The following is a 22,142-nucleotide window of genomic DNA, read 5'->3' on the forward strand; positions in this document are numbered from 1 at the left end:
CCGAGGACGTCCACCGCATGTCGCTGCGAATCCCGACGCGAGCCACCCCCCCGCGCCCCACGCCCGCGAATGCCTCCGACACCGCCGCCGCGCCCGCGAACACCGCGGTGCCCGCCGGGGCCGTGCCGGGCGGTGCCGCTCCCGCCGCCAACACCGTGGTGGCCCCCACGGGGGGAAGCTGGAAGCGCTCGGCCACGAAGGAAGTGCCCATCTCCGACCTCCAGCAGAAGTTCGGCTGGACGGACGAGAGCTGGCAGGGCCGGCTCCTGAAGGCGGCGGACGAAGGCGGCGTGGAGGGCCGTGGGCAGAACGGCCAGGTGTCCGCGGCGGAGCTGGAGACGTACCTCCGCGCGCCCACGGACGCGCAGTTCCTCACGTCCACGGCGCTCCAGCAGCAGCGCGCCGCGCTCGAGTCGAAGCTCGCGGGTGGCGCGCAGTCGGTGGGAGTGGACGCGTTCGACAGCCCCTGGCAGGCGTCGGTGGCGAAGCGCGCGGACCTGCTGGGCGGCAATGCCGACGGGCAGCTCTCCGCGGACGAGCTGACGGCCTACATCAACGCGTCCAAGGCGAACCAGGCCAAGGGCACGGGGACGGCGGCGGACACGCAGTGGGTGCCCGACCAGCAGATGGCGACCTTCCAGAGCCGCGTGGCCGAGGTCGCGGGTGAGATGGATCCGCTGCGCGCGGTGGGCGGCGAGGGCGCGACGCCGGGGCTGAACCTGGTGAAGGAGTACTCGCGCACGCTGTTGGATCCGGAGAAGAACGCGCCCCAGTTCGTGAGCTACCTGCTGTCCGCGGCGGACGTGAAGGAGACGCCCGCGGACGTCAACCGGCTCAACAGCACCTTCGTGCGCGACCCGGAGCTGGGCAACGGCGCCGTCACGGACTCCGACTACAACAACACCGGCTTCGACCGGGGACACATGAAGGCGGCCGAGGACTCGCCCACGCAGGCGGCGATGGACGAGAGCCACTACATGACCAACATCGCCCCCCAGCACGGCAACCACAACCAGCAGGTGTGGCGCACGCTGGAGCGCGGCGTGTCGGAGCTGGTGAAGGACACCGGCGGCAAGGCCTACATCGTCACGGGCAACCTGTACCTGGACGACAAGGGCAAGCCGCTGCCGCCCGAGTCCATCGAGACGACGGGCGCGAAGGACCGGAAGATCGCGGTGCCCACGCACAACTTCAAGACGGTGCTGCTGGAGCTGCCCAACGGCCACCTCACGATGTTCGCGTACATGGTGCCGAACACGAAGGACGGCCCGTCGAAGAAGGACAAGATCGTCCCCCTGCTGGAGTCCTCGCGCGTGCCGGTGGATCAGCTGGAGACGCTGCTGGGCCAGGACCTCTACGCGCAGCTGCCCAAGGGCGTGCAGGAGCAACTGGAGAAGGACACCTCCGCGGCCGGGGCCTTCCAGCAGGCCAGCCTCTACGAGTCCGCGACGCTGCTGCGAGCCCCGCCGTCCGCCTGAGCGCGGCGACGCTGTCGAACCGAACGCAGGAGGGCCGCGTCCGGTTCGTTCACTCCTGCGTCGAGTTGGCGGAAGCGGTGGCCCCGGCGGCAGGGGCCGCGGGCGTCACGGTTTCGGAGCCCTCCGGGGCGGACTCGGACGCCTCGATGGTCTTCTCAGGAGGCGTACCGACCCGGACGCTCACGGGCTGCGGGCTCGACGACCTCGGTCCGAGCCGCGGCGTCGGGCTCGGAGAGAGGTTCACGTAGGCGCAGCCGACGAGTGCGAAGAGCGGGGCAGCGGCGACCAAATGGCGCATCCGAGGGATCTCCGGGAAAAGACGGATATTCAAGCGGATGCCCCATGTGGGAGTCCAGGTTCGAAGGTGGGTCACTCACTTCGCCCGCGTGAACTCCATCACCCAGTTCGTCTCCCAGTGCTCGCCGTCGAGCGAGAACGCCTGCTCCCACCGCGCGCGATCCGCCCCCTGGCGGGTCCAGCGGAACTGGACCTGGACCGGGCGGCCGTCGTCGGTGTCCTCGCCGTAGAAGAGTCCCCGGTCGCCCGTGAAGCCCCCGTGCACGGGAGGCATGAGGACGCCGCCGCGGCTGTCGACCCAGTAGATGGACCAGCGTCGCTGCTGGAGGTCGAACAGCCGCAGCGCCATGCCGGAGAAGCCGCGCTCGAAGGCGGCTTCCTCCACGTTGGCCACCCCGCCCAGGTGCGGCTGGCAGCGCGTCCTCGAGGAGAACGTGTCCCAGTCGTCGCTGCCGGACAGCCGCTTCTTGAGGCGTCGGTTGATGCAATCCCACTCGCCCATCAAGAAGTCGAAGTCGTGCACGTCGCCAGTGGGGAACGCAGGAAGGGGCTTCATGGAGGCAGGTCCTTTCAGCAGGAGGCTCAACGCAACTGGGAGCGGGAGGTGGGTGACAGCGTCAGACGTTCGAGCGGCCTGCCACACCAGTCATCGAGGCCGGGCAGCACCTGCTCCGTCCACGCCGTCGACCCGGCCCGCTGTCGAAGGTGCTCGCGGTGGTGCGCGGCGTCCGGGAACACGGTGAGCCAGGCGAAGACGTGCTCGCCCGTGCGCACGGGCAGGGCAGGGAAGGTGTTCGGCGCGGGCTCGGTCTGGAACAGGCCCCGGGGCAGGGCCCCCGTCCGAGCGAGCACCGGACGCACGCGTTGCTCGAAGAACGCCGTGAAGCCTTCGTCGGCTGGGGCCTTCAGGAAGCAGAGCGTCAGCTCCACGCGCGAATCGGGACGGGCCTCCGTGCCTGCGGCAGGCCTCGGTGGACCCGGATGCTCCAGGCCCGTGTCCGGCCGCACCGGGCGCAGCAGCAGGACGTTGTCGGAGTCCTGCATCGTCGCGTTCGCGGCCTCCCGGTGCGCCTTCCACACCGGGCCTCCGTAGAACGCTCCCAGCGCGGCTGCGCGGGACTCCATGTCGTGGAAGCCGCGCAGCCACACGAACTGGTCCAGCCGGTCCTCGTCGCGGAACTGACCGACGACGTGCATCCCCACCGCCTCCTGCGTCTCCACGAAGTGCGTGTCGAAGAGCGGGATGAGGACGTCGCGCTGACCGGGATGCAGCGTGTACTGACGCAGTTCAATGACCGAGCAGCAGGCAGCAGAAGGGGGCGGCATCAGGCTTCCGGAGGACGGGTGCGGAGGCCATCCTTGCCAGCAAGCTGGTAGGGTCATGAAGACCACTTGAGCCCGAGTCGACCCTACCAGTTGGACGCCGCCACCTCGCTGCTCCTGCGGCTGGATTCCCGCGCCTCCACGCCGCTCCACGAGCAGCTCTTCGAAGGCGTCCGCACGCGCATCCTCTCCGGCGCGTTGCCGCCCGGACTGCGCCTCCCCTCGTCCCGCCAGCTCGCCGTCGAGCTGGACGTGGCCCGGAGCACCGTCCTCCAGGCGCTGGATGCGCTCGCCGCCGAAGGCTACGTGGTGGCCCGCGCGGGCTCCTCCACCCGCGTCGCGCCTGAGCTGCCCATCGCTCCGGAGGATCGGGCCCGGAGCGCCGCGCCCCGCGTGTCCCGAGGTCCCCGGCTCGCCTCGTCCGCGCGGGCCCTGAAGTCCTCACCCGTCGGCGCGCCGCGCCTGGGGGCCGCGCCCCGTGCGTTCCGTCCCGGAGTGCCCGCGCTCGACCTGTTCCCCACCGCGCTGTGGGGCCGCACGGTGACGCGAGTCCATGCCCGCGCGAGCACCGGCCTGCTCGACGGTGGCGACCCCGCGGGCCATGCGCCGCTGCGGGAGGCCATCGCGGCCCACGTGGCCACGTCGCGCGGCGTGCGCTGCGTGCCCGAACAGGTCTTCGTGACCGCGGGGACGCAGCAGGCCTTCGATGAGGTCCTCCGGCTCGCGCTCGACCCGGGAGACGCTGTCTGGTTGGAGGACCCGGGCTACCCCGGCGCCCGTCGCGCGGTGCTCGCCGCGGGAGGACGCCCGGTGCCGGTGCCGGTGGACGCGGAAGGGCTCGACGTGGGTGCCGGCATCGCCCGCGCTGCTCGCGCCCGCGTCGCGCTGGTGGCGCCTTCGCACCAGTATCCGCTGGGCGTCACGCTGAGCCTCGCGCGGCGGATGGCGCTGCTCCAGTGGGCGGAGCGCACGCGCGCGTGGATCCTCGAGGACGACTACGACAGCGAGTTCCGCCACCGGGGCCGTCCCCTCACCGCGCTCCAGGGCCTGGATGAAGCCGGCTGCGTCGTCTACGTGGGCACGTTCAGCAAGGCGATGTTCCCCGGCCTGCGCCTGGGCTTCCTCGTCGCGCCGCCTCCGCTGGTGGACGCCTTCGCCGCCGCGCGCGCCTCCACCATCGCGCCCGCCTCCTCACTGGAACAGGCGGCGCTGGCGGTGTTCCTCGCGGAGGGCCACTTTGGCCGCCACCTGCGCCGGATGCGGGTGGCCTACCGGGAGCGCGGCGAAGCGCTGCTCGAAGCCCTTCGCGCGGATTGCTCGGGCGCGCTGACGCCCAGGCCCTGCGACACGGGCATGCAGGTGTCCGCCTCGCTCACCTCCCCGCTGTCCGACCTGCGCGTCCGCGACGAGGCCGCCCGCCTGGGCGTGGAGGTGGCCGCCCTGTCCGACTACTTCCTCGGCCGCCGCCGTGAGTCAGGCCTCGTCTTCGGCTTCGGAGGCGTGCGCCCGGAGGCCTTCCGCGCCGGGACGCGCACGCTGGCCCGGGCGCTGGAAGCCGCACGCTGAAGCTGAAGCCCGGCGCCTGTCTTGACAGCCCGAGCACCCGCGCTGATATTCAACCCTGAGGTTGAACAATGCGAGCACCGAACCACCTGGACCAGACGCTGCTGGCGCTGGCGGACCCCACGCGACGGGCCATCCTCCAGCGCCTGTCGGCGGGGGAGACGCGCGTGACGGAGCTGGCGGAGCCCTTCGCCATGTCCCTCAACGCGGTGTCCAAGCACATCCGCGTGCTGGAGCGCGCGCGCCTGGTGCACCGGCGCCGCGAGGGGCGCGAGCACCTGCTGTCCTTCACCCCGAAGCCGATGGACGACGTGGCGCGCTGGATGGATGCGCAGCGCGCGAACTGGAGCGCCCGCCTGCAGGCGCTCGATGACCTGCTCCAAGCGGAGGACCGCGCCGCGGCCTCCACCCCTCCTGACAAGAAAGGCCGAACCCGATGAGCCCGCCCCCTCCCGTCCAGATCCAGGTCACCCACCGCTTCAAGGCCTCCGCCGAGCGCGTCTTCGACGCCTGGTTGGATCCGGAGAAGGTCCGCCACTTCCTGTTCACCACGCGCGCCACGCCGCTGGTGCGCACGGAGATCGACGCGCGCGTGGGCGGCACCTTCCACCTCAGCGACCTGCGCGACGGCGAGGAGGTGGAGCACACCGGCAAGTACCTGGAACTCGACCGGCCGCGCCGGCTGGTGTTCACGTTCGCGGTCCCCAAGTACTCGGAGGTGTACGACGTGGTGACCGTGGACATTGCTCCGCTGGACTCGGGCTGTGAGGTCACCCTCACCCATCAGATGAGCCCCGGCTTCGAGCAGTACCACGAGGGTACGCGGAAGGAGTGGGGCCGGCTCCTGGGCAACCTGGACGCGCTGCTGGGCGGGGACTCGCGCTTCGTGGCGCACGGCTGAGGTCCCTTCCGGGGCGCGGGCCGTCTACGATGGCGCCATGACCTGGCGTCCGCAGTCCTTCCGGTGGTCCGCGCTGGCGCTCCTGTGTGCCGTGTCCGCATGCGGGCCGCGTCGCAGCGACCCGGCGCGCGTGGTGGAGGACCCCATGCGCCCCGCGCCCGTGGGCGCCTTCGCCGCGAACACGCCTCCGCCCACCACCGAGGAGTGCACGGTGCGCACGGCGAAGCACTGCTTCGACCAGGCGCTGACCCTGCTGGCCTCGGACGCGAAGGGGCCGGAGCGCCTGCGCGCGCTGTCCCTGATGGGCAAGGCCTGTGACGGGCAGGTGAAGGACGCCTGTGCGTGGCTGTCCCAGCACGTGAAGGAGCCCCGGCGCGTGCGCGGCGGCCCGCCGGATGACCCGGTGTTCCAGGAGGCCTTCGAGCGCTGGCGCGAGGGGCGCAAGCACCACGTGCGCGTGACGTGCCGGCTGGTGGAGGGCGGCGTGCCCCAGCGGTGCGAGGTGCGGGAAGCGAACCTGCCCCCGGAACTGCTCGCGCAGGCCCTGGCGAGCATCCAGGCCTCGCGTTACGTGTTGCCATCCCTCGACGGAGAGCCCTTCGAATGCGACTGGACCATCGTCATCAAGTGATGCGGCTGTGGCCCGCGCTGGCCCTGTCGCTGTGGACGGGCTGCTTCGCCGGCACCGTGCACCGCGGGCCGGTGACGGACCACTACGACGGCGAGACGTTCCAGAACCTGGGCGACGCGCCGAAGCTGCCACCCCTCAAGCTCCTGAAGGCCGCGCTGCAGGAGGAGCGCGGCGCGTGGCGCGACTACGCGGACCTGCCCTTTGGCCCCAGGCCTCCCGAGCGCGTGGGCGCGGGCCAGTTGCGCGTGACGTTCATCAACCACGCCACGGTGCTGCTCCAGGCGGACGGGGTGAACGTGCTGACGGACCCCATCTATTCGGACCGGGCGAGCCCCGTGTCCTTCGTGGGTCCCAAGCGCGTGCGGCCCCCGGGCATCCGTTTCGAGGACCTGCCGCCCATCGACGTCGTGGTGGTGAGCCACAACCACTACGACCACCTGGACCTGCCCACGCTGCGGCGGCTGGAGGCCGCGCACCACCCGCTGTTCCTCGTGGGCCTGGGCAACCGCGAGCTGCTCACGCGCGAGGGCTTCCAGCGCGTGGAGGAGCTGGACTGGTGGCAGTCCGCGAAGAGCGGGCCTCCGGGGCTGAAGGTGACGGCGGTGCCCGCGCAGCACCGCTCGAACCGGGGGCTGACGGACCAGGAGGAGACGCTGTGGGCCGGCTGGGTGCTGGAGACGTCCGGAGGCCCGGCGCTCTTCGCGGGCGACACGGGGCTGGGCCCGCACTTCGACCGCATCGCGGAGCGCTTCGGGCCCATGCGCCTGTCGGTGCTGCCCATTGGCGCGTTCCGTCCCCGCGTCATCCACCCGGTGCACATGGGGCCGGCGGAGGCGCTCCAGGCGCACCGCGTGCTGCGCTCGAACACGTCGGTGGCGATGCACTACGGCACCTTCCCCATGGCGTTCGACGGGCAGGACGAAGCGAAGTACCTGCTCTTGCGGCTGTTGTTGAAGGAGGAGGTCCGGCCGCGCTTCTGGGCGCTCGACTTCGGCGAGGGCCGCGACGTGCCGCCGCTGGCCGACGAGGGGCGTGCCGATGCCGGACGCTGAGGGCGCGGTGCCGCCGGAGGTGGAGGCGAAGGCGATGATGGACCGGGCGCGCGCGCTCATCCGTTCGGGCCATCTGGACGAAGTGATTCCGCTCTGTGACGAGGTGTACCGGCGCTTCACGACATCGCGGGTGCCCGCGCTCCAGGTCCAGGTGGCGCGCGCGCTGGGCAACCGGGGAGCGGTGATGGCGGAGCAGCACCCGGACCGCATTGGCGAGGCCCTGGTCCACTTCGAGGAGGTGGAGCGCCGCTTCTGGAGCGCGAAGCAGCCCCTGCTGTGGGAAGTCGTGGCGTGGGCCATGGTCCACCGCGCGCGCGTGGTGTTGGAGCAGGACCGCCCGGACCTGGGCATCGCCGGCCTGGGCGCGGTGCTGCGTCGCTTTGGCGCCCTGGAGAAGCAGCACGGGCTGCACGCCCCGGTGAGCATGGCGCGCGAACTGCTGGTCGTCGCGTACAACCAGGCGCAGCAGTACGAAGAAGCGCTGCGGCTGTCGGACGAGCTGCTGACAATGTTCGACGGCAGCGACGACCCGCTCCACGTCGAGCACACGGCGGCAGCCCTCCAGCAGAAGGGCGAGGCGCTCCGGGGCCTGGGCCGCAAGGACGAGGCGCTGGGCCAGTTCGACGAGGTGGACGTGCGCTACTGCCAGCACACGGACCCGCGGATGCGGGCCCTCGTGACCGGGGCGCTCATGTCGCGCGCCCTCCTGCTGCTCCGCGAGGAGCGGGTGCTGGAGTCCATCTCCGCGATGGACGCCATCCTCGAACACGTCGGTCCGACCCCCGACCCCCGGCTGCTGGAGGCGTCGCTCTTCGCGAAGTTCCACAAGGAACTCCTGGAGCAGCAGGTGCAGGAGGAGCGCGAGCAGGCCGCCCGGAAGCTGAAGGCGAAAGCGAAGCCGAAGCGGCCCCAGCCCTAGCCGAGCGACTTCCAGAGCCAGGCCATCCGCAGCTCCAGGTCCTCGAACGGAGCCACCCGGATGAGGTCATCCGCGTCGCTGTAGACGCCCAGCTCCAACCAGCGGCCGTCCCGCAGTTGGCTCACGGTCAGGGTGCGCGCCTCCAGGTCCACGAACCACAGGTGCCGGATGCCGATGCGCGCGTAGAACGGCCGCTTGATGCGCTGGTCGTAGCCGCGCGTCGACGGTGAGAGGATTTCACACGCCCAGTCGGGCACGTCCGTCCACTGTCCTTCCGGCAGCGCGGGGACCCGGTCGCGTCGCCAGCCCGCGAGGTCCGGGCTGAACTCCGGAGAGCCCTCCACCCGGATGCCGGGCTCGAGCATGAGCCACCAGCCGCCCGGCCCGCCCTCGCCCAACTGGAACGGCTCATCCAGCTCGCGCAGGATCCTGAAACCGAAATAACCATGCCCGGCCCGGGGCCGCGCATGCGTGTACAACGTTCCGTCGATGATCTCGCCCACCACGCCCTCGGGCAGGGCCTCGATATCAGCGAGGGTCGCGGGACCCCCGAGCGTCTGCGCGCCATGGGCCATGCCTGGAGTGTGGAGACAGCAACGCCGTCTGACAAGCGTCCGGACGGGCGGCGCTACGCCGGCTGCGCGATGAGCAGCGTCTGCAGCGGCAGGTGGCGGATGGGCCGGCTGCTCTGCACGCGGAACCCCGCGTCGTCCAGGAAGCCCTCCACCTCCGCGGGCGTGTACGCCGCCGCTCCCGACGTGAGGAAGTAGTGCAGCCCGATGAGCGGCGCGGACGTCCCCGCCGTGTCGCGCTCCTCGCGCAGGTACTCCAGCACCGCCAGCGTCCCCTTCGACGCCATCGCCCCGCGCACGCGTCGCAGCAGCGCCACGTTCTGCGCGGGCGTCAGGTGGTGCATCACCTGGAACAGCAGCACGGCGTCATACGGCCCGCCCAGCTCCGCGTGCAGCACGTCCCCCTCCCGGTGCGTCACCCGGTGTGACAGCCCCGCCTGGGCGATGATCTCCCGCCCCACGCGCACGCTGCCCTCCAGGTCCAGCACCGTGGCCTTCAATCCCCGGTGCACCCGGCACAGCTCCGCCGCGTACCAGCCGTGCGCGCCGCCCAGGTCCAAGAGCTGCTTCGCCCCACGGGGCAGGGGGATGGCCGCCGCCACCTCCGGCGAGGCCAGCCGCGCCAGCTGGTACATGGCCTGGATGTAGTCGCGCCAGCGCGGGTCGTCCGGAGCGAACTGGTGGATGTCCACCGACTGCCCGCTCTTCACCGCGTTCTCCAGCTGCCCCCACCAGTCCCACTGGGCGTAGTTGAACTCCAGGAACGCGGTGATGGCCTGCGGCGAGCGCGGGTCCAGCCACCGCCGCGCGCGAGGGGCCAGCCGGAAGCGGCCCCGCTGCAGCTCCACCACCTCGCAGGCGATGAGCGCTTCCAGCAGCGCCCGCATGCCCTCGGTGCTCGTCTTGAGCCGGGCTGCCAGCGCCTCCGCGGTCGCCGCGCCGTCCGCCAGCGCCGCGTAGACGCCCAGGCGCGCGCCGGCCATCAGCGTGCGCGACGCCATCATCCCGAAGAAGGCGTGCGCCAGGGGCTGGGGCGCCAGGTTGAGGAAGTCCGCCACCCGCTCCAGGAGGTTGTCCGCCTTGAGGCCCAGCCGCATCGCGCGTCGCTCCTAGGAAGAGGGGGTTTTGCGGGGGGCTACCGGCGGCGTCGGGCGCCGGCCACCGCGGCCACGCCCAGCACCATCACCGCGGCTTCGGGCCCCAGCATGCAGCCCTGGGTCTTCGCCTGACGCACGCCGGTGTACTTGCACTTGCCCACCGCACAGGTGAAGCGCGGGGCGCAGTCACTCGTGCTGCGACAGTCGGTAGGGACGCGGCCCGTGGTGTCCTCGCCCTCCTCGCCGCCGGGATCGTCCCCGGCGTCCGGCGCCGTCTGGGCGAACGCCATCAGGGGGGAGAGCAGGAGGAGACAGGTGAGGAGCCCTGCCGGGCGGATTCGCGAGAAGAGGGAGGACATGAGGCGGGGGCCACCCTAACGCCCCGGCGGCACGCTTGCATCTTTCCACTGAGGGGGACACCCCTCCCGCTCTTCCCGGAATCGCTGGCCGACAGGGCGTCCGAATCTGCTACGGTCCCCCCGCGATGGCGCCTCGAATCCTCGTCGTGGACGACAACCAGGAGCTCCTCTCCCTCCTCACCCAGCTCTTCGAGGACGCCGGGTATGAGGTGGTGGGCGCCAGCCGTGGCAAGCAGGGCATCGAGGCCGCGCGTGCCCAGCCGCCCGGCTGTGCCGTCTTGGACATCCTGCTGCCGGACATGATGGGCTACCACCTGGCGGACACGCTCAGGAAGGACAACCCCCAGCTCCCGCTGCTCTTCATCACGGGTGTCTTCAAGGGCGGCAAGCACGCCAACGAGGCGCGCCAGAAGTACCAGGCGGCCGGCTACTTCGAGAAACCCTTCGAGGCGCAGAAGCTGCTCGAAGCGGTGGCCAAGGTGCTGCCCGCCGAGAAGAAGTCCCCCGCCGCCTCGCTCCAGGACGCCTTCGAGGTGGAGCTGGACATCGACGTGGAGGAGGAGGGCCCCCAGGATGCGATGGAGCTGACGGGCCGCATCAAGGTCACCGGCGGCGGCAACCTCACGGCCGAAATCCGGGGCGCGAACCTCACCGCCACGCCCATGCAGAAGGTGCCCTCCACCCAGGTGCGGGCTCCCACGCCGGGCCGTCCGCCGGATCCGCTGCCGGTGGGCGCGGGCGCGCCGGGAAGCCGCCGGGGCGAGCTGCGCGACAACCTTCCGTCGCTGCTCACCGCCTTCTACCTGTCGCGCGAGACGGGCGAATTGGGCATCCAGCGCGGCAAGGTGAAGAAGGTCGTCTACTTCGAGAATGGCACCCCGGTGTTCGCGCTCTCCAACCTGCTGGCGGACCGCTTCGGCCAGTTCCTGGTGCGCGTGGGGAAGATCAAGGCCGAGCAGCTCCAGGACGCGTCCGCCGTCGCGGCGCTGAGCCACCGGCGCACCGGCGACGTGCTGGTGGAGCGCGCCCTGCTGAAGGACACGGAGCGGCTGTACTACGTGGGCCAGCAGGTGAAGGCCATCATCTACTCGCTCTTCTCCTGGGAGGAGGGCACGTACGTGATGAGCTTCAAGGAGAAGGCCTCCGCGGAGTCCATCAAGCTGGACGTGCACCCGGCGAACCTCATCGTCCGCGGCATCAAGAAGCTCTACAAGCCGGAGCGCCTGCGCCGCCTCCTGCAGCCGGAGGATCGGCTCATCCCCGCCGTCGCCCCCGCCTACGGTCTCAACGAGGTGGAGCTGGAGCGCTGGGAGGCGGAGCTGCTGCCCAAGATTGACGGCAACCGCGTGGTGGCGGAGCTGCTCGCGTTCGCCAACCGCCCGGAGCACGTCGTCTACGGCTTCCTGGTGTCGATGATGGCGCTGGGCATCCTGGACAAGCGCCAGTAGGCGCAGGCCGCGTCCGGCCCCTAAGCTCCGGTGCCGCGAGCTACCCGAGCCGCGAGCCGATCCAGAACAGGCCCAGCGCGCCGGAGCCCAGGGCGACCCCGCGCTGGATCCACAGGCTGAGCCGCGCGCTGGCGCGTGACAGCCCTTCCGCGAACACCAACCCCACCGCGCCCATGCCGATGAGGATGCCCAGCGCGAAGCCGGGCAGGTACGTCCACGCGGACAGGCTCATGCTGCCGCCCACCAGCAGCGGGGGCAGGGCGATGAGCAGCGAGCGCACGCCGCTGATGGCCATGAAGGCCCCGGCGGCGGTGCTCACGGTGTGCACGTGCTCGTGCGGCTTGCGGTCGTGGCCCGGCAGGTGCGGGTGGCCGTGGTCCAGGCTGTTCGGGAAGAGCAGCGCAGTGATGGCCAGCGCCACCAGCACGGCGCCGCCGAACACCTCCGCCCAGCGCTCGAAGGTCTCCGACAGGCCCACGCCCGCGAAGAGGCACACTGCGGCGATGCCGCCCAGCATGGCCGCGTGACCCAGCGCGAAGCGCAGCGCCGTCACCATCGCGATGCGGCGGCGGCCGCCGCCCAGGGTTCCGAGCGTCGCCATGGCGGCGCAGTGGTCCGGCCCCAGGGCATGGAGCAGACCTTGGGTCAGGCCGAGCAGGAAGGCGAGCAGGATGGGAGCCACGACGGCGCACCCTAGCCGTGGTTTAACCGGGTGGCCAGCAGGAGGAAGCACCCCCGCCATGTGCACCGCCTACCCTCGACACTCCGCCGCGCTGCTGCTCCTGGGCCTGCTCGCGCTGTCGGGTTGTTCCAAGGACACGGGTCCGGAGCAGCTCGCCAAGGCCAACGGGCGCTACCAGGAGCTGATCAACCAGAAGGTGCCCCCGAGGGACGCAGCCTGGACGGAGGTCATCTCCCAACTGGAGGCCGTCCCCAAGGACTCCCGGAGCCGTCCGGAGGCCGACAGGCGACTGGCCTCGCTGAAGGCCGCCCGCGAACAGATTCCCGCGCGCCCCCTGGCCCGTCCCGGCGCGACGGGCGCGGGCGCCAGTGAGGTGGAGACCCGGCGCGCCGCTTGCGAGGCGCTCGCCAAGAAGCTGGGCGGCACCACGACGGAGCCGGGCCGTGACCTGCTGCGCAAGGCGCTGGAGGACTGTCAGGCGGAGCTGGTCCGCCTGGAGGCCAACGACCACCCGCCGGGCGAGGAAGGGCACTGACGGAAGGTGCTCGCGGGGTTGAGAAGCCCCCGGGGGCTGGGTATGGAAGCGTCACATGCCCATGCCCCAAGCAGGTGACAAGGCCCCCGGCTTCTCGCTCCCCGACCAGAGCGGCGCCACCGTCTCCCTCTCGCAGCTCAAGGGACGTCACGTCGTCCTCTACTTCTACCCGAAGGACGCGACGCCCGGCTGCACCACGGAGGCGTGCGACTTCCGCGACGAGCACTCCGCGCTGGTGAAGGCCGGCGCCGTGGTGCTGGGCGTGTCGCCGGACAGCACCGCGAGCCACCAGAAGTTCGCCACGAAACAGGGCCTGCCCTTCTCACTCCTGGCGGATCCGGACCACGCGGTGGCGGACGCGTATGGCGTGTGGGGCGAGAAGTCCCTCTATGGCCGCAAGTTCATGGGCCTCATCCGCGCGACCTTCCTCATCGGGCCGGACGGCAAGGTCCTGCGCGTGTGGCCCAAGGTGAAGGTGGCCGGGCACGTCGCGGAGGTGCTGGCCGCGCTCCAGCAGCCCGCTGACGCAGGCCCCAAGGCGCCCGTGGCGAAGCCGGCTCCGGCCGCGAAGCCGGCTCCGGCCGCGAAGCCGGCTCCGGAGAAGAAGCCCGCTGCCGTCAAGAAAGCGGCGGCGAAGAAGGGCTCCGCGCCCAAGGCATTAGCGAAGGCTCCGGTCCGCAAGGGCGCGCGCGCCTGAGGTGGTGCGGGGTGGCGGATTCGCGGTGCACTCCTGGCAGGACAGGGAGGCCGGGACCGTGTATGCCTTCCCCATGGCGGGTCCCTCGCTCCCCGGGAGGGACCGGCCTTTGATTCAGCCCCGTCCAGGCCTTCGGGCCGGACAGCGGGCGACCGGCAAGGCCAGCCGTCGGGTGGGTGCCCGGTGGTTGGCGCGGACGGCATGACCCTTCCTCGGGGATGGCGGAGACGATGAGCATGCGCGAGCGAGGCATTCAGCGGTGGGTGGGGGCGGCGACGGTGGCGGCGGGTGTGCTGCTGGGCACGGCCTGCGGCGGGCTCCCCGAGACGGGTGGCAAGCAGCCGGATGAGGCGCGGGGCGGTGTCTTCGCCCAGCGCGGCGAGCAGCCCGAGGCCCTCTACAACGTGGCCGAGCAGCAGGGGAAGGAAGCCCCCGGGGGTGCGCATCAGGACGGCGCGGCCGCGAAGCTGCCCAAGCACGTGCTGACGGTGGACCGGGGCTACAACGAGACCATCGGGAAGATTGGCTCCAGCATCGACCCGCGCACGCGGGCCACGAACGGTCAGGAGAACAACTCCCTCTGGGACAACACGGGCGGCATGATGGCCCGCCGCTATGGCGCCATGGGCGGCGCCGGCTACTCGCCCGCCGCCGAGGGTCTGGGTGGCTGGGGCGCCTCCACCGCGAGCGAGGGCGTGCGCGGCTACGACGTGCCCTACAGCTACGTCAGCCCGCCCGTCTACCTGCAGCAGCGCTAGTCGTACCGGAGTCCAGGGCGTCCCACCGGCCGGCGTGCCGGCGGGCGCCCACGCTCCGGCCCCGCCACTCCCTTCGGGGAAGCCAAGTGGCCACTCCTTACCGTCGAGGCCCTCAACGCCTCCAGAAGGAGCCAGGTCATGAGTTCCAAAGCCCTCTATCGCTGGACGCTGCTGGGGACCTTCGCCGCCACGGTCGCGCTGGTCGGTCCCGGCTGCAACCGCGACAAGCCCATGATGCCCCGCGAGGGGAGCCGCTACGAGGGCGTCGCCAACACGCAGCAGCCCGGAACGCCCGCGGAGCCGATGGCCGCCCCGCCCGCCACGGGAGGCTCCGGCCAGCAGGGCGCGGATGTCCCCAAGGACAACAAGGGGATGCCGCTGCAGCCAGAGCCCGCGGGTGCCCAGGGGAAGCAGAACGAGATCGGCGCGCCCGGCTTCACCACGCCCCAGGAGCCCACGCGCGATCCGGGGGGACGCAGCAGTTCATCCAAGGCCACCACGACACGGAGTGACGCCTGAGGGCGCCGGGTGCTCTCCATGTTTTACCTACATCGCGATGGCCGGTTTCATGCTCCGTGGCTTGTCGGTATTGCGCGTACCCCTCACTGCGCCTAAGGATGAGCGGCGACAATGGATTGAAGCTCTTGGCTTAGGCTTGTTTGACGCCCTCCCTGCATTCTTCCACCGTGATCGAATCGATACAAATCAAGAACCTGCGTGGAATCCGAGAGGGGCGGCTCAACGAGCTCACCCCATTGACGGTATTGGTAGGTCCCAACAGCAGTGGCAAAAGCACGATCCTTGATGCGTTGCTGATTGCGACCAGCTTGTCGCTTGGCGACGCGGTTGGGCGAGCAGTTCGTAGAAGGACCGAGCGGGATGCAGATGCCCGCTGGCTGCTTTGGCGTCAAGGAGACGATGGGCCAGTAGATCTGACTATTACAAACAGTCAGAAGTCGTCGCGAACGTGCAGACTGACATGGCAGACTGAGGTCCCAGAATCGTTAGCGGAGAAGTTGGCCGGCCAGCGCAAAGAGCGACCATACAGTTCGGTTGAAGCGACTTGCCAGGGCGCTACGCAAGGGATCGTCGCATGGACTGCCTTCGCGGCCGACAATACCTACGAGTTTGCCCAGGTCCCGGAACGTTTGCCGGATGAGTTGAGGCTGGCGCCAAGCGTTCGATTCATCGATATGCGAGGTGGTGGGATGAAAACACCTCTTCCAACTCTTTTCACTGGTGCAGTGACACACGGTCGCAGAGAGGAAGTTCGCGAACTCTTGGAGGCAATAATTCCAGGTCTCCGGAATATCGAGATCCTGGTGAACCCTCAAGGCGAACCAGTCCTGCATCTGATTTATCCAGACCAGAGTGTTCCGGTTGCTTTAGCAGGCGACGGCATACGCTCTATGTTGCGCTTAGGCCTTGAGTTGGCATCCCAGGGACGCGGACTGGCGCTGATTGAGGAGCCTGAGGTTCATCAGCATCCGCGAGCAATTCAGCAGAGCGCAAAGGCATTGATTGCCAGTATGCGGCGTGGAATGCAGATTGTGCTCTCCACCCATAGCTTGGAGTTGATTGACTCCTTGTTGCTTGAGGCCACTGAGGAGGATCTGCAGTTTCTCTCGACCTACCGGCTCAAATTGAACGACGGAGTGCTTGTATCTAGTCGATTCAGTGGGGACAAGATGGCCTTTGCCCGCGGGCAGATCGAGGACGATCTGAGATGAAGCAGGAAGAGTCAGTCATTGTTTGTGAAGGCTATCATGATCGTGCGTTCTGGGATGGCTGGCTGCGGCACCTGGGATGCAACAGTTTGCGGACACCTTCCAAGAACGTGGTCAAGGACCCTTGGGGAAACCGGGTTACGGGGGGCCAGTACGGGTACGAATCCGCGTCGGGAGAATTCGTCCGCATCGTGCCCTGTGGTGGGGATGATTTCGTCCCAGAGGAACTCAGGACCAAGTTGAGCGGACGTGCCACGAAAAAAATTCGCCAACTCGTAGTGAATTACGACGCTGACTCAGATGCGAGAGTCGATGCCATGGCTGGGCACGGCATCCAATCGGCACTTCAATCGGTAGAGAACATCGTGAAGGAGTTTGATCCTCAATTTACGAGGAGCCTCTCTGGAGATTTCCTGTTGGACGGCGGCACGACTACCGTATCCGTCGTGGTTTGGTGGACTCCGGATCCTCATGCTCCAGGACTGCCTTGGAAACACACGCTCGAACGACTCGTGTGTGCCTCTTTGAGCGATGCCTTCCCAGGTAGAGCTGGTGCGGTGGAACAGTGGCTGGCAAGTCGCCCCATGGGCCCCACATCAGGTCCAAAAGAATACGCTTGGTCCAATATGGCGGGATGGTACGCGGAGAAGGGCTGCGAGGCTTTCTATTCGTCCCTCTGGGATGCACCGCAAGTTGTCACAGCACTTAAAAACCGCCTGCTTCAAGCCGGGGCTTGGCAGGTCGCCCAGGCCGCAGCATCGTAGCAATGGTTGGATTGGTACTCGGCGCAGCTGATGTCAATCCATGGTTGTTGATAGCAATAGGCGGCTTCAGCGCGACGCGAGCATGACCTCCGTGGGGTCCTTGCCGGTGAACGCACTGGCAAGGCCCTGCGCGAGGGCGCGGTGCGCGGTGTCGCCCAGCGTGGCGAGCCGGTTCTCCGCGGGGTGCGCGAAGCGGGCGGCGAGCGCGTCCAGGCGCCGGTGCGCTTCGGTGATGCGCGAGCGCGGGACGCGGCCGGACTCCACCGCCTTCACCAGCGCTTCGATGGCGCCGCGCTGCACGTCCGCGCGGTGGCACACGAGGAACAGGTCCACGCCCGCGAGCGTGCCCTGCACCGCGGCCTCCGCCACCGAGTAGTGGTCCGCGATGGCCTTCATCTCCAGGTCGTCGCTGACGAGCACGCCGTCGAAGCCCAGCTCCTGGCGCAGGATGCCGTGCAGCGCGCGGTGGCTCATCGTCGCGGGCACGCCGTGCTCCAGCGCATCGAACAGCACGTGCGCCGTCATCAGCGACGCGAGCCCCGCCTTGGCGAAGGCCTGGAAGGGCACCAGCTCCACGCGGCGCAGGCGCTCCAGGTCGTGCGGCAGCCGGGGCAGGGTGAGGTGGCTGTCCGTCGTCGTGTCGCCATGTCCCGGGAAGTGCTTCCCGCAGGACGCGACGCCGCCTGCCTCCAGTCCGCGCGCGAGCGCCACGCCCAGCCGGCCCACCTCGTGCGGGTCGCGGCTGAAGCTGCGGTCGCCAATCACGGGGTTGGCTTCGTTGGTGTCCACGTCGAGGACGGGCGCGAAGTCCCAGTCGAAGCCCACCGCGCGCAGTTCGTGCGCGAGCAGCCGGCCCACGCGTTCGGCCAGGGCCTCGTCGCCGCGCTGTCCCAGCTCTCGCATGGGCGGCAGCGCGGTGAAAGGCTCGCCGCGAAGGCGCGCCACCCGGCCGCCCTCCTGGTCCACGGAGAGGATGAACGGCCTGCCCGCGCGCACCTTCAGCTCATGGCACAGCGCCGCCGTCTCCTGGGCGGTGCCCACGTTGCGCTTGAAGAGGATGGCGCCGTAGACGCCGTCGTCCATCAGCGACGCGAGGTCGGCGTCGATGCGGGTGCCAGGAAAGCCCACCATGAAGAGGCGGGCGCAGTCGCGATAGAGGGCGGAAGCAGGGCTCACGGCCACGCAGTGTGGCAGAGCGCGGCGCACGTGGGGCAACCCACGCGCATCACGAGCGTCGGCTGCCTGTCAGGGCGCGGAGCAACCAGCGCATGGCGTGGAAGTGTGCCCTTGAGGTGGCACGCCCGTCAGGTGGCAGGGGGGGGACGACTCTCGTCCCCATGACGCGCGCCCCCGCTACTTGCGCAGCAGCGTGCCCTCGAAGAAGAACGCCAGGCACGCGGCCAGGATGAGCCACGTCCACAGCGGCACCGCGGGCTTGTCCGCGTCCCCCGTGGAGGCCTTCACCGTGTCCTCGCCGAAGTAGGCCGTCAGCGTGTCCTGGGGCACGCGGGACAGGTCGCTCTCCGCGGGGTCCAACGTGGCGGCGAAGTCCAGCGCGGCCACGGGCTTGCCGTCCGCGCCCACCACCGTGTGCACGCCCGGCTCCACCGTGGGGCCCGCGACGAACGAACCGTCCGGCTGTGCCTTCACCGGCACCTCGCTCCCGTCCGGCGCACGCACCGCGGCCACCTTCTGCGTGCCCTCGGGACGGAGCGTCACCGTCTCGCCCACGCGCACCCGCACCTCCTCGCGCTCCTCCAGCGAGCCCGTGAGGTACGCGGCGAAGCGCTGCATCAACGGCAGGAAGCTCGTGCGGATGGCGAAGTCGCTCCAGTCGCGGTCCACCGTGCTGGTGAACAGCGCCACGCGCCCCTTGCCCCGGCGCGCCACCGCCACCGCGGGCGCCCCGTCCTCGTACGTGGCCAGCACCTGGCTCGTGCCCGGCGCGGACGGGCTGTCCGCCTCCAGCAGCATGTACTTGTAGAAGCGCGCCCCGATGAGCCCCTCCTCCGCGCGGCCGGTGAAGGGCGCGAACAGCGGATGGTCCACCTGCACCTGCGCCAGCTTCGCCGTCTTCGTCTCCGCGTCGGGGTCCTCGCGCTCGGCGCTCGTGCGCACGAGCCGCAGGGGCCGAGGCAGCAGCGCGCCCAGCCGCTGGTTGTACGCCTCCGGGTTCACGTGGTCGCCCACGCTCACGAAGAGGCCGCCGCCGTTCTCCGCGAAGGCCGTCAGCTTCGCCGCCTCCTCCACCGAGGGCGCGGGCGCGTTGAGCAGCAGCACCAGGTCATACGCGGTGAAGTCCTCGCGCAGCCCCACCTCCGCGTCGCGCACCGCCACGTCCACCGGCGAGCCCGGCGACGTGAGCGCCGCGTCCACGAAGAAGGCCTCGTCGCGGTAGCGCGTCGCGTGCGGCGAGCCGTTCACCACCAGCGCCTTCAGCCCGCGCGGCACCGGCAGCACGAAGGCCCGCCGGTCATCCTCCGCCAGCGCGTCCGGCGCCAGCGTCACCGCGCCCACCACCGTGCCCCCTTGAGGGAAGCGCACCGTCAGCGTCTTCTGCGTCGTGCCCCCGGCCGGGACGTCCACGAAGCCCTTGGCCAGCGTGGACTCGCCCACGCGCACCGCGGCCTCCAGGTCCTTCACCGGCGTCGCGCCGAAGTTCCGCACCGTGAACGTGAACTGGTACGAGCGCGGACCCGCCTGGAGCGCGGGCTCCACCCGCAGGTCCACGAGCGCGTGGTTGTCCAGCGACTCGCGGCCGGACGCCACGTCGCGCAGCACCACCTCCGGCTTCACCAGCTCGCCCGTGGGGCCCTTCACCGTGGGCGGCGGCGCTTCCAGCCGGAAGCCCGTGGCCGTCATGTCGGAGACCACCACCAGGCGCTTGCCCGCCATCGGGCTCTCCTCCAGCGCCCGCGCCGCCAGGTCCAGGCAGCGCGACAGGTCCGCCGTTCCGTACGTGGGCTTCGCCTCGTCCACGAGCGCGCGCAGCCGCGCCCGGTCGAAGCCCGGTGGGGGCGGCGTCTCCGGCGAGCCCGTGCACACCAGCACCGTCGCGGGCTCCTCCGGCAGCAGGTCCTTCAGCGCGTCGCGCGCCTCGTCCCGGCCCTTCTCGAAGAGCGGCGTGCCGTCCGACCAGCGCATGGACAGCGACGCATCCAGGATGATGGCCGTGGCGGCGGGGCCCCGCGTCACCGTGGCCGCCTGCGCGTCGCGGCTGAACTCCGGCCGCGCGAGCGCCAGCGGGATGGCCAGCAGGATGAGCGTGCGCAGCGTGTAGAGCAGCAGCCGCTTCAGCTTGAGGCGGCTCGCCGTGCGCTTCTGGCTGCGCAGCACGAACGCCATCGGCCCGAACGGATGCGCCCGGGGCCGGCGCCGGTCGAACAGGTGCACCAGCACGGGGATGAGCGCACCCAGCGCGCCCAAGAGGAACCACGGGTTGCCGAACGTCACCTGCGCCTCCCGCGACGCCCCAGGAAGCGCAGCAGCACGTCATCCAACCGCTCGTCGGTGCGCACCAGCTCGTAGTCCACGTCCGCCTCGGCGCACTTCGCCTTCACGTCCGCGAGGAACGCGCCGAACTCCTCCAGGTAGCTCTGCCGGATTTCACGCGGGTTCACCTCGATGCGGCCCTCGCCCTCCATGTCCAGGAAGAGCGTGGGGTCATCGAAGGGGAACGTCAGCTCCGCGGGGTCCACCAGGTGGAACACCGCCACGTCGTTCTTGCGCTGCCGCAGCGCGAGCACCCGCTTCAGCGCCTCCTGCCGCTCGTCCAGCAGGTCCGACAGCACGATGACGGTGGAGCGCCGGGGCAGCACCTCCGCCAGGTGATCCGCCGCGCTGCCCAGGTCCGTGGGGCCCTTCGCCTCGGTGTGCTCCAGCGCGTCCAGCAGCACGTTGAGGTGGCCCGCCGACGCGCGCGGGGGCACGTCTCGAAACGCGCCGCCCACCATCACCGCGAGCCCCGCCGCGTCCTGCTGCCGCACGAGCAGGTAGCTGAGCGCGCCCGCGAGCGTCTTCGCCACCTCCAGCTTGGACAGGGCCCCGCTCTGGTAGCCCATGGACGCGGACGCATCCACGACCATCACCGAGCGCAGGTTCGTCTCATGCTCGAAGCGCTTGACGTAGTACTTGTCGAACTTGCCGTACGCCTTCCAGTCCAGGTGCCGCAGCTCGTCGCCGGGGGCGTACTCCTTGTGCTCCGCGAACTCCACGCTCTGGCCCTGATGCGGGCTCTTGTGGAGGCCGGACAGCACGCCCTCCATCACCGCGCGGGCGCGCAGCTTCACGCCCTGGAGGCGGGACAGCGTCTGGGCGTCGAGCAGCGCCATGGCGTGGACGGGCGGACTAGCCCTTCACCACCGTGAGGAGCTGGTCGACGATCTTCACCGACGTGATGCCTTCGCTCTCCGCGGTGAAGTTCGGCAGCACGCGGTGGCGCAGCACGGGCCTCGCCAGCGCACGGACGTCCTCCACCGTGGCCACGAAGCGGCCATTCAGGATGGCGCGCGCCTTGGCCGCCAGCACCAGGTACTGGCTCGCGCGAGGCCCCGCGCCCCACGACACGTTCTTCGCCACGAAGTCCGGCGCGCCCGCTTCCTTGGGGCGCGTGTGGCGCACCAGCTCCACCGCGTAGCGCACCACGTGGTCCGGCACCGGCACGCGGCGCACCAGCTCCTGGAGCGCGAGGATGCGCTCGGGCGAGAGGATCTTCTCCAGCTTCGGAGGGGCGCCGGAGGTGGTGCTCTTGACGATCTGCACCTCCTCCTCGGCGGAGGGGTAGCCCACGTCCACCAGGAACATGAAGCGGTCCAGCTGCGCCTCGGGGAGGGGATAGGTGCCCTCCTGTTCAATGGGGTTCTGCGTGGCGAAGACGAGGAAGGGCAGCTCCAGCGGGTAGGTCCTTCCGCCGGCGGTGATGCGGTACTCCTGCATCGCCTGGAGGAGCGCGGCCTGCGTCTTGGGCGGCGTGCGGTTGACCTCGTCCGCGAGGATGATGTTCGCGAACAGGGGCCCCTGCATGAAGCGGAAGGAGCGGCGGCCCGTCGTCTTGTCCTCTTCCAGGATGTCCGTGCCGGTGATGTCCGACGGCATCAGGTCCGGAGTGAACTGGATGCGGTTGAAGGAAAGGTTGAGCACGTCCGCCAGCGTGGAGATGAGCAGCGTCTTCGCCAGGCCCGGCACGCCCACGAAGAGGCAGTGGCCACGGCTGAAGAGCGAAATCAGCAGGTGCTCCACCACGTCACGCTGGCCGACGACGCGCTTTTCAATCTGTTCGACGATCGCGTTGCGGGCCTGGGCCTGTCTCTTATACAATCTGACGCTGCCGACGACTAGTC

The 22,142-nt window shown here is 70.1% G+C and carries 25 protein-coding genes; 14 read left to right on the plus strand and 11 right to left on the minus strand.

From position 1 onward, the window contains the following. Window positions 1-17: 17 nt before the first annotated feature. Window positions 18-1,478 (plus strand): DNA/RNA non-specific endonuclease, encoded by a 1,461-nt coding sequence (locus D7X12_RS22220; RefSeq protein WP_120627308.1) that lies wholly within the window; start codon window positions 18-20, stop codon window positions 1,476-1,478. Window positions 1,479-1,527: 49 nt separating this feature from the next. Here the strand turns inward: D7X12_RS22220 and D7X12_RS42515 are convergent, their stop codons facing one another. From D7X12_RS42515 to D7X12_RS22235, 3 genes are all read right to left on the minus strand, one after another. Beyond that, window positions 1,528-1,776, minus strand: coding sequence for a YajG family lipoprotein (locus D7X12_RS42515; RefSeq protein ID WP_147443767.1), 249 nt, complete (start codon window positions 1,774-1,776; stop codon window positions 1,528-1,530). Window positions 1,777-1,851: 75 nt separating this feature from the next. Further along, window positions 1,852-2,331, minus strand: a complete 480-nt coding sequence (locus D7X12_RS22230; protein WP_120627287.1) for a hypothetical protein — start codon at window positions 2,329-2,331, stop codon at window positions 1,852-1,854. Window positions 2,332-2,357: 26 nt separating this feature from the next. Then, window positions 2,358-3,101 (minus strand): NIPSNAP family protein, encoded by a 744-nt coding sequence (locus tag D7X12_RS22235; RefSeq protein ID WP_120627288.1) that lies wholly within the window; start codon window positions 3,099-3,101, stop codon window positions 2,358-2,360. 66 nt (window positions 3,102-3,167) lie between these two features. Here D7X12_RS22235 and pdxR point away from each other — a divergent pair, with 66 nt between their 5' ends. The 6 genes from pdxR (at window position 3,168) to D7X12_RS22265 (ending at window position 8,164) form a co-directional block, all read left to right on the plus strand. Then, entirely contained in the window at window positions 3,168-4,664 is a 1,497-nt protein-coding gene (gene pdxR, locus D7X12_RS22240) for a MocR-like pyridoxine biosynthesis transcription factor PdxR (protein ID WP_244224717.1), read from the plus strand. 68 nt (window positions 4,665-4,732) lie between these two features. Further along, the gene (locus D7X12_RS22245) at window positions 4,733-5,101 is read left to right on the plus strand and encodes an ArsR/SmtB family transcription factor (protein WP_120627290.1); all 369 of its coding nucleotides are present in this window, start codon (window positions 4,733-4,735) and stop codon (window positions 5,099-5,101) included. Then, complete coding sequence (locus D7X12_RS22250; protein WP_120627291.1) at window positions 5,098-5,562, plus strand: SRPBCC family protein; 465 nt, start codon at window positions 5,098-5,100, stop codon at window positions 5,560-5,562. The genes D7X12_RS22245 and D7X12_RS22250 overlap by 4 nt, the downstream gene beginning before the upstream one ends. A gap of 37 nt (window positions 5,563-5,599) precedes the next feature. Then, window positions 5,600-6,193 carry a hypothetical protein gene (locus tag D7X12_RS22255; RefSeq protein WP_120627292.1) on the plus strand — a complete coding sequence of 198 codons (594 nt, stop codon included), beginning with the start codon at window positions 5,600-5,602 and terminating at the stop codon, window positions 6,191-6,193. Continuing rightward, window positions 6,166-7,245: an MBL fold metallo-hydrolase gene (locus D7X12_RS22260; protein ID WP_120627293.1), complete on the plus strand. Its 1,080-nt coding sequence runs from the start codon at window positions 6,166-6,168 to the stop codon at window positions 7,243-7,245. The genes D7X12_RS22255 and D7X12_RS22260 overlap by 28 nt, the downstream gene beginning before the upstream one ends. After that, window positions 7,232-8,164: a tetratricopeptide repeat protein gene (locus D7X12_RS22265; RefSeq protein ID WP_120627294.1), complete on the plus strand. Its 933-nt coding sequence runs from the start codon at window positions 7,232-7,234 to the stop codon at window positions 8,162-8,164. Before D7X12_RS22260 ends, D7X12_RS22265 begins: the two co-directional genes overlap by 14 nt. Here D7X12_RS22265 and D7X12_RS22270 read toward each other — a convergent pair. From D7X12_RS22270 to D7X12_RS22280, 3 genes are read right to left on the minus strand one after another with little or no spacing between them, the layout of a single operon-like run. After that, window positions 8,161-8,739 (minus strand): Uma2 family endonuclease, encoded by a 579-nt coding sequence (locus D7X12_RS22270; RefSeq protein ID WP_120627295.1) that lies wholly within the window; start codon window positions 8,737-8,739, stop codon window positions 8,161-8,163. The genes D7X12_RS22265 and D7X12_RS22270 overlap by 4 nt on opposite strands. A gap of 53 nt (window positions 8,740-8,792) precedes the next feature. Then, on the minus strand, window positions 8,793-9,833 hold the full coding sequence (locus tag D7X12_RS22275; protein ID WP_120627296.1) for a class I SAM-dependent methyltransferase: 1,041 nt from the start codon (window positions 9,831-9,833) through the stop codon (window positions 8,793-8,795). A 38-nt stretch (window positions 9,834-9,871) separates the two neighbouring features. Beyond that, a complete protein-coding gene (locus D7X12_RS22280; RefSeq protein WP_120627297.1) occupies window positions 9,872-10,192 on the minus strand; it encodes an MXAN_6627.5 family MYXO-CTERM protein in 321 nt (106 codons plus the stop codon). Window positions 10,193-10,317: 125 nt separating this feature from the next. Between D7X12_RS22280 and D7X12_RS22285 the strand changes: the two genes are divergently transcribed. Next, a complete protein-coding gene (locus tag D7X12_RS22285) occupies window positions 10,318-11,640 on the plus strand; it encodes a response regulator (protein ID WP_120627298.1) in 1,323 nt (440 codons plus the stop codon). A gap of 40 nt (window positions 11,641-11,680) precedes the next feature. Here D7X12_RS22285 and D7X12_RS22290 read toward each other — a convergent pair whose 3' ends face one another. After that, window positions 11,681-12,322, minus strand: coding sequence for a hypothetical protein (locus tag D7X12_RS22290; RefSeq protein WP_120627299.1), 642 nt, complete (start codon window positions 12,320-12,322; stop codon window positions 11,681-11,683). Between the two features lie 58 nt (window positions 12,323-12,380). Here D7X12_RS22290 and D7X12_RS22295 point away from each other — a divergent pair, with 58 nt between their 5' ends. The 6 genes from D7X12_RS22295 to D7X12_RS42520 all read left to right on the plus strand — a co-directional run bounded on the left by D7X12_RS22295 (window position 12,381) and on the right by D7X12_RS42520 (window position 16,803). Further along, window positions 12,381-12,857 carry a hypothetical protein gene (locus tag D7X12_RS22295; RefSeq protein ID WP_120627300.1) on the plus strand — a complete coding sequence of 159 codons (477 nt, stop codon included), beginning with the start codon at window positions 12,381-12,383 and terminating at the stop codon, window positions 12,855-12,857. Between the two features lie 55 nt (window positions 12,858-12,912). Continuing rightward, complete coding sequence (gene bcp / locus D7X12_RS22300) at window positions 12,913-13,554, plus strand: thioredoxin-dependent thiol peroxidase (RefSeq protein WP_120627301.1); 642 nt, start codon at window positions 12,913-12,915, stop codon at window positions 13,552-13,554. Window positions 13,555-13,790: 236 nt separating this feature from the next. Next, window positions 13,791-14,312 (plus strand): hypothetical protein, encoded by a 522-nt coding sequence (locus tag D7X12_RS22305; RefSeq protein ID WP_147443768.1) that lies wholly within the window; start codon window positions 13,791-13,793, stop codon window positions 14,310-14,312. A 138-nt stretch (window positions 14,313-14,450) separates the two neighbouring features. After that, on the plus strand, window positions 14,451-14,831 hold the full coding sequence (locus D7X12_RS22310; protein ID WP_120627303.1) for a hypothetical protein: 381 nt from the start codon (window positions 14,451-14,453) through the stop codon (window positions 14,829-14,831). Window positions 14,832-14,998: 167 nt separating this feature from the next. Further along, window positions 14,999-16,042, plus strand: coding sequence for an AAA family ATPase (locus D7X12_RS22315; protein WP_158620099.1), 1,044 nt, complete (start codon window positions 14,999-15,001; stop codon window positions 16,040-16,042). Beyond that, entirely contained in the window at window positions 16,039-16,803 is a 765-nt protein-coding gene (locus D7X12_RS42520; RefSeq protein ID WP_147443769.1) for a hypothetical protein, read from the plus strand. The genes D7X12_RS22315 and D7X12_RS42520 overlap by 4 nt, the downstream gene beginning before the upstream one ends. A gap of 66 nt (window positions 16,804-16,869) precedes the next feature. On the opposite strand, the gene nagZ is transcribed toward D7X12_RS42520, so the two are convergent. The 4 genes from nagZ to D7X12_RS45605 all read right to left on the minus strand — a co-directional run bounded on the left by nagZ (window position 16,870) and on the right by D7X12_RS45605 (window position 22,119). Then, a complete protein-coding gene (gene nagZ, locus D7X12_RS22320) occupies window positions 16,870-17,934 on the minus strand; it encodes a beta-N-acetylhexosaminidase (RefSeq protein ID WP_439329388.1) in 1,065 nt (354 codons plus the stop codon). Between the two features lie 222 nt (window positions 17,935-18,156). After that, the gene (locus tag D7X12_RS22325) at window positions 18,157-20,256 is read right to left on the minus strand and encodes a BatA domain-containing protein (protein ID WP_120627305.1); all 2,100 of its coding nucleotides are present in this window, start codon (window positions 20,254-20,256) and stop codon (window positions 18,157-18,159) included. Next, a complete protein-coding gene (locus tag D7X12_RS22330; protein WP_120627306.1) occupies window positions 20,253-21,134 on the minus strand; it encodes a DUF58 domain-containing protein in 882 nt (293 codons plus the stop codon). The genes D7X12_RS22325 and D7X12_RS22330 overlap by 4 nt, the downstream gene beginning before the upstream one ends. Before the next feature lie 16 nt (window positions 21,135-21,150). After that, entirely contained in the window at window positions 21,151-22,119 is a 969-nt protein-coding gene (locus tag D7X12_RS45605; RefSeq protein WP_120627307.1) for an AAA family ATPase, read from the minus strand. Window positions 22,120-22,142 lie beyond the last annotated feature (23 nt).

This window comes from Corallococcus sicarius (assembly GCF_003611735.1).
GTDB classification, from domain to species: domain Bacteria; phylum Myxococcota; class Myxococcia; order Myxococcales; family Myxococcaceae; genus Corallococcus; species Corallococcus sicarius.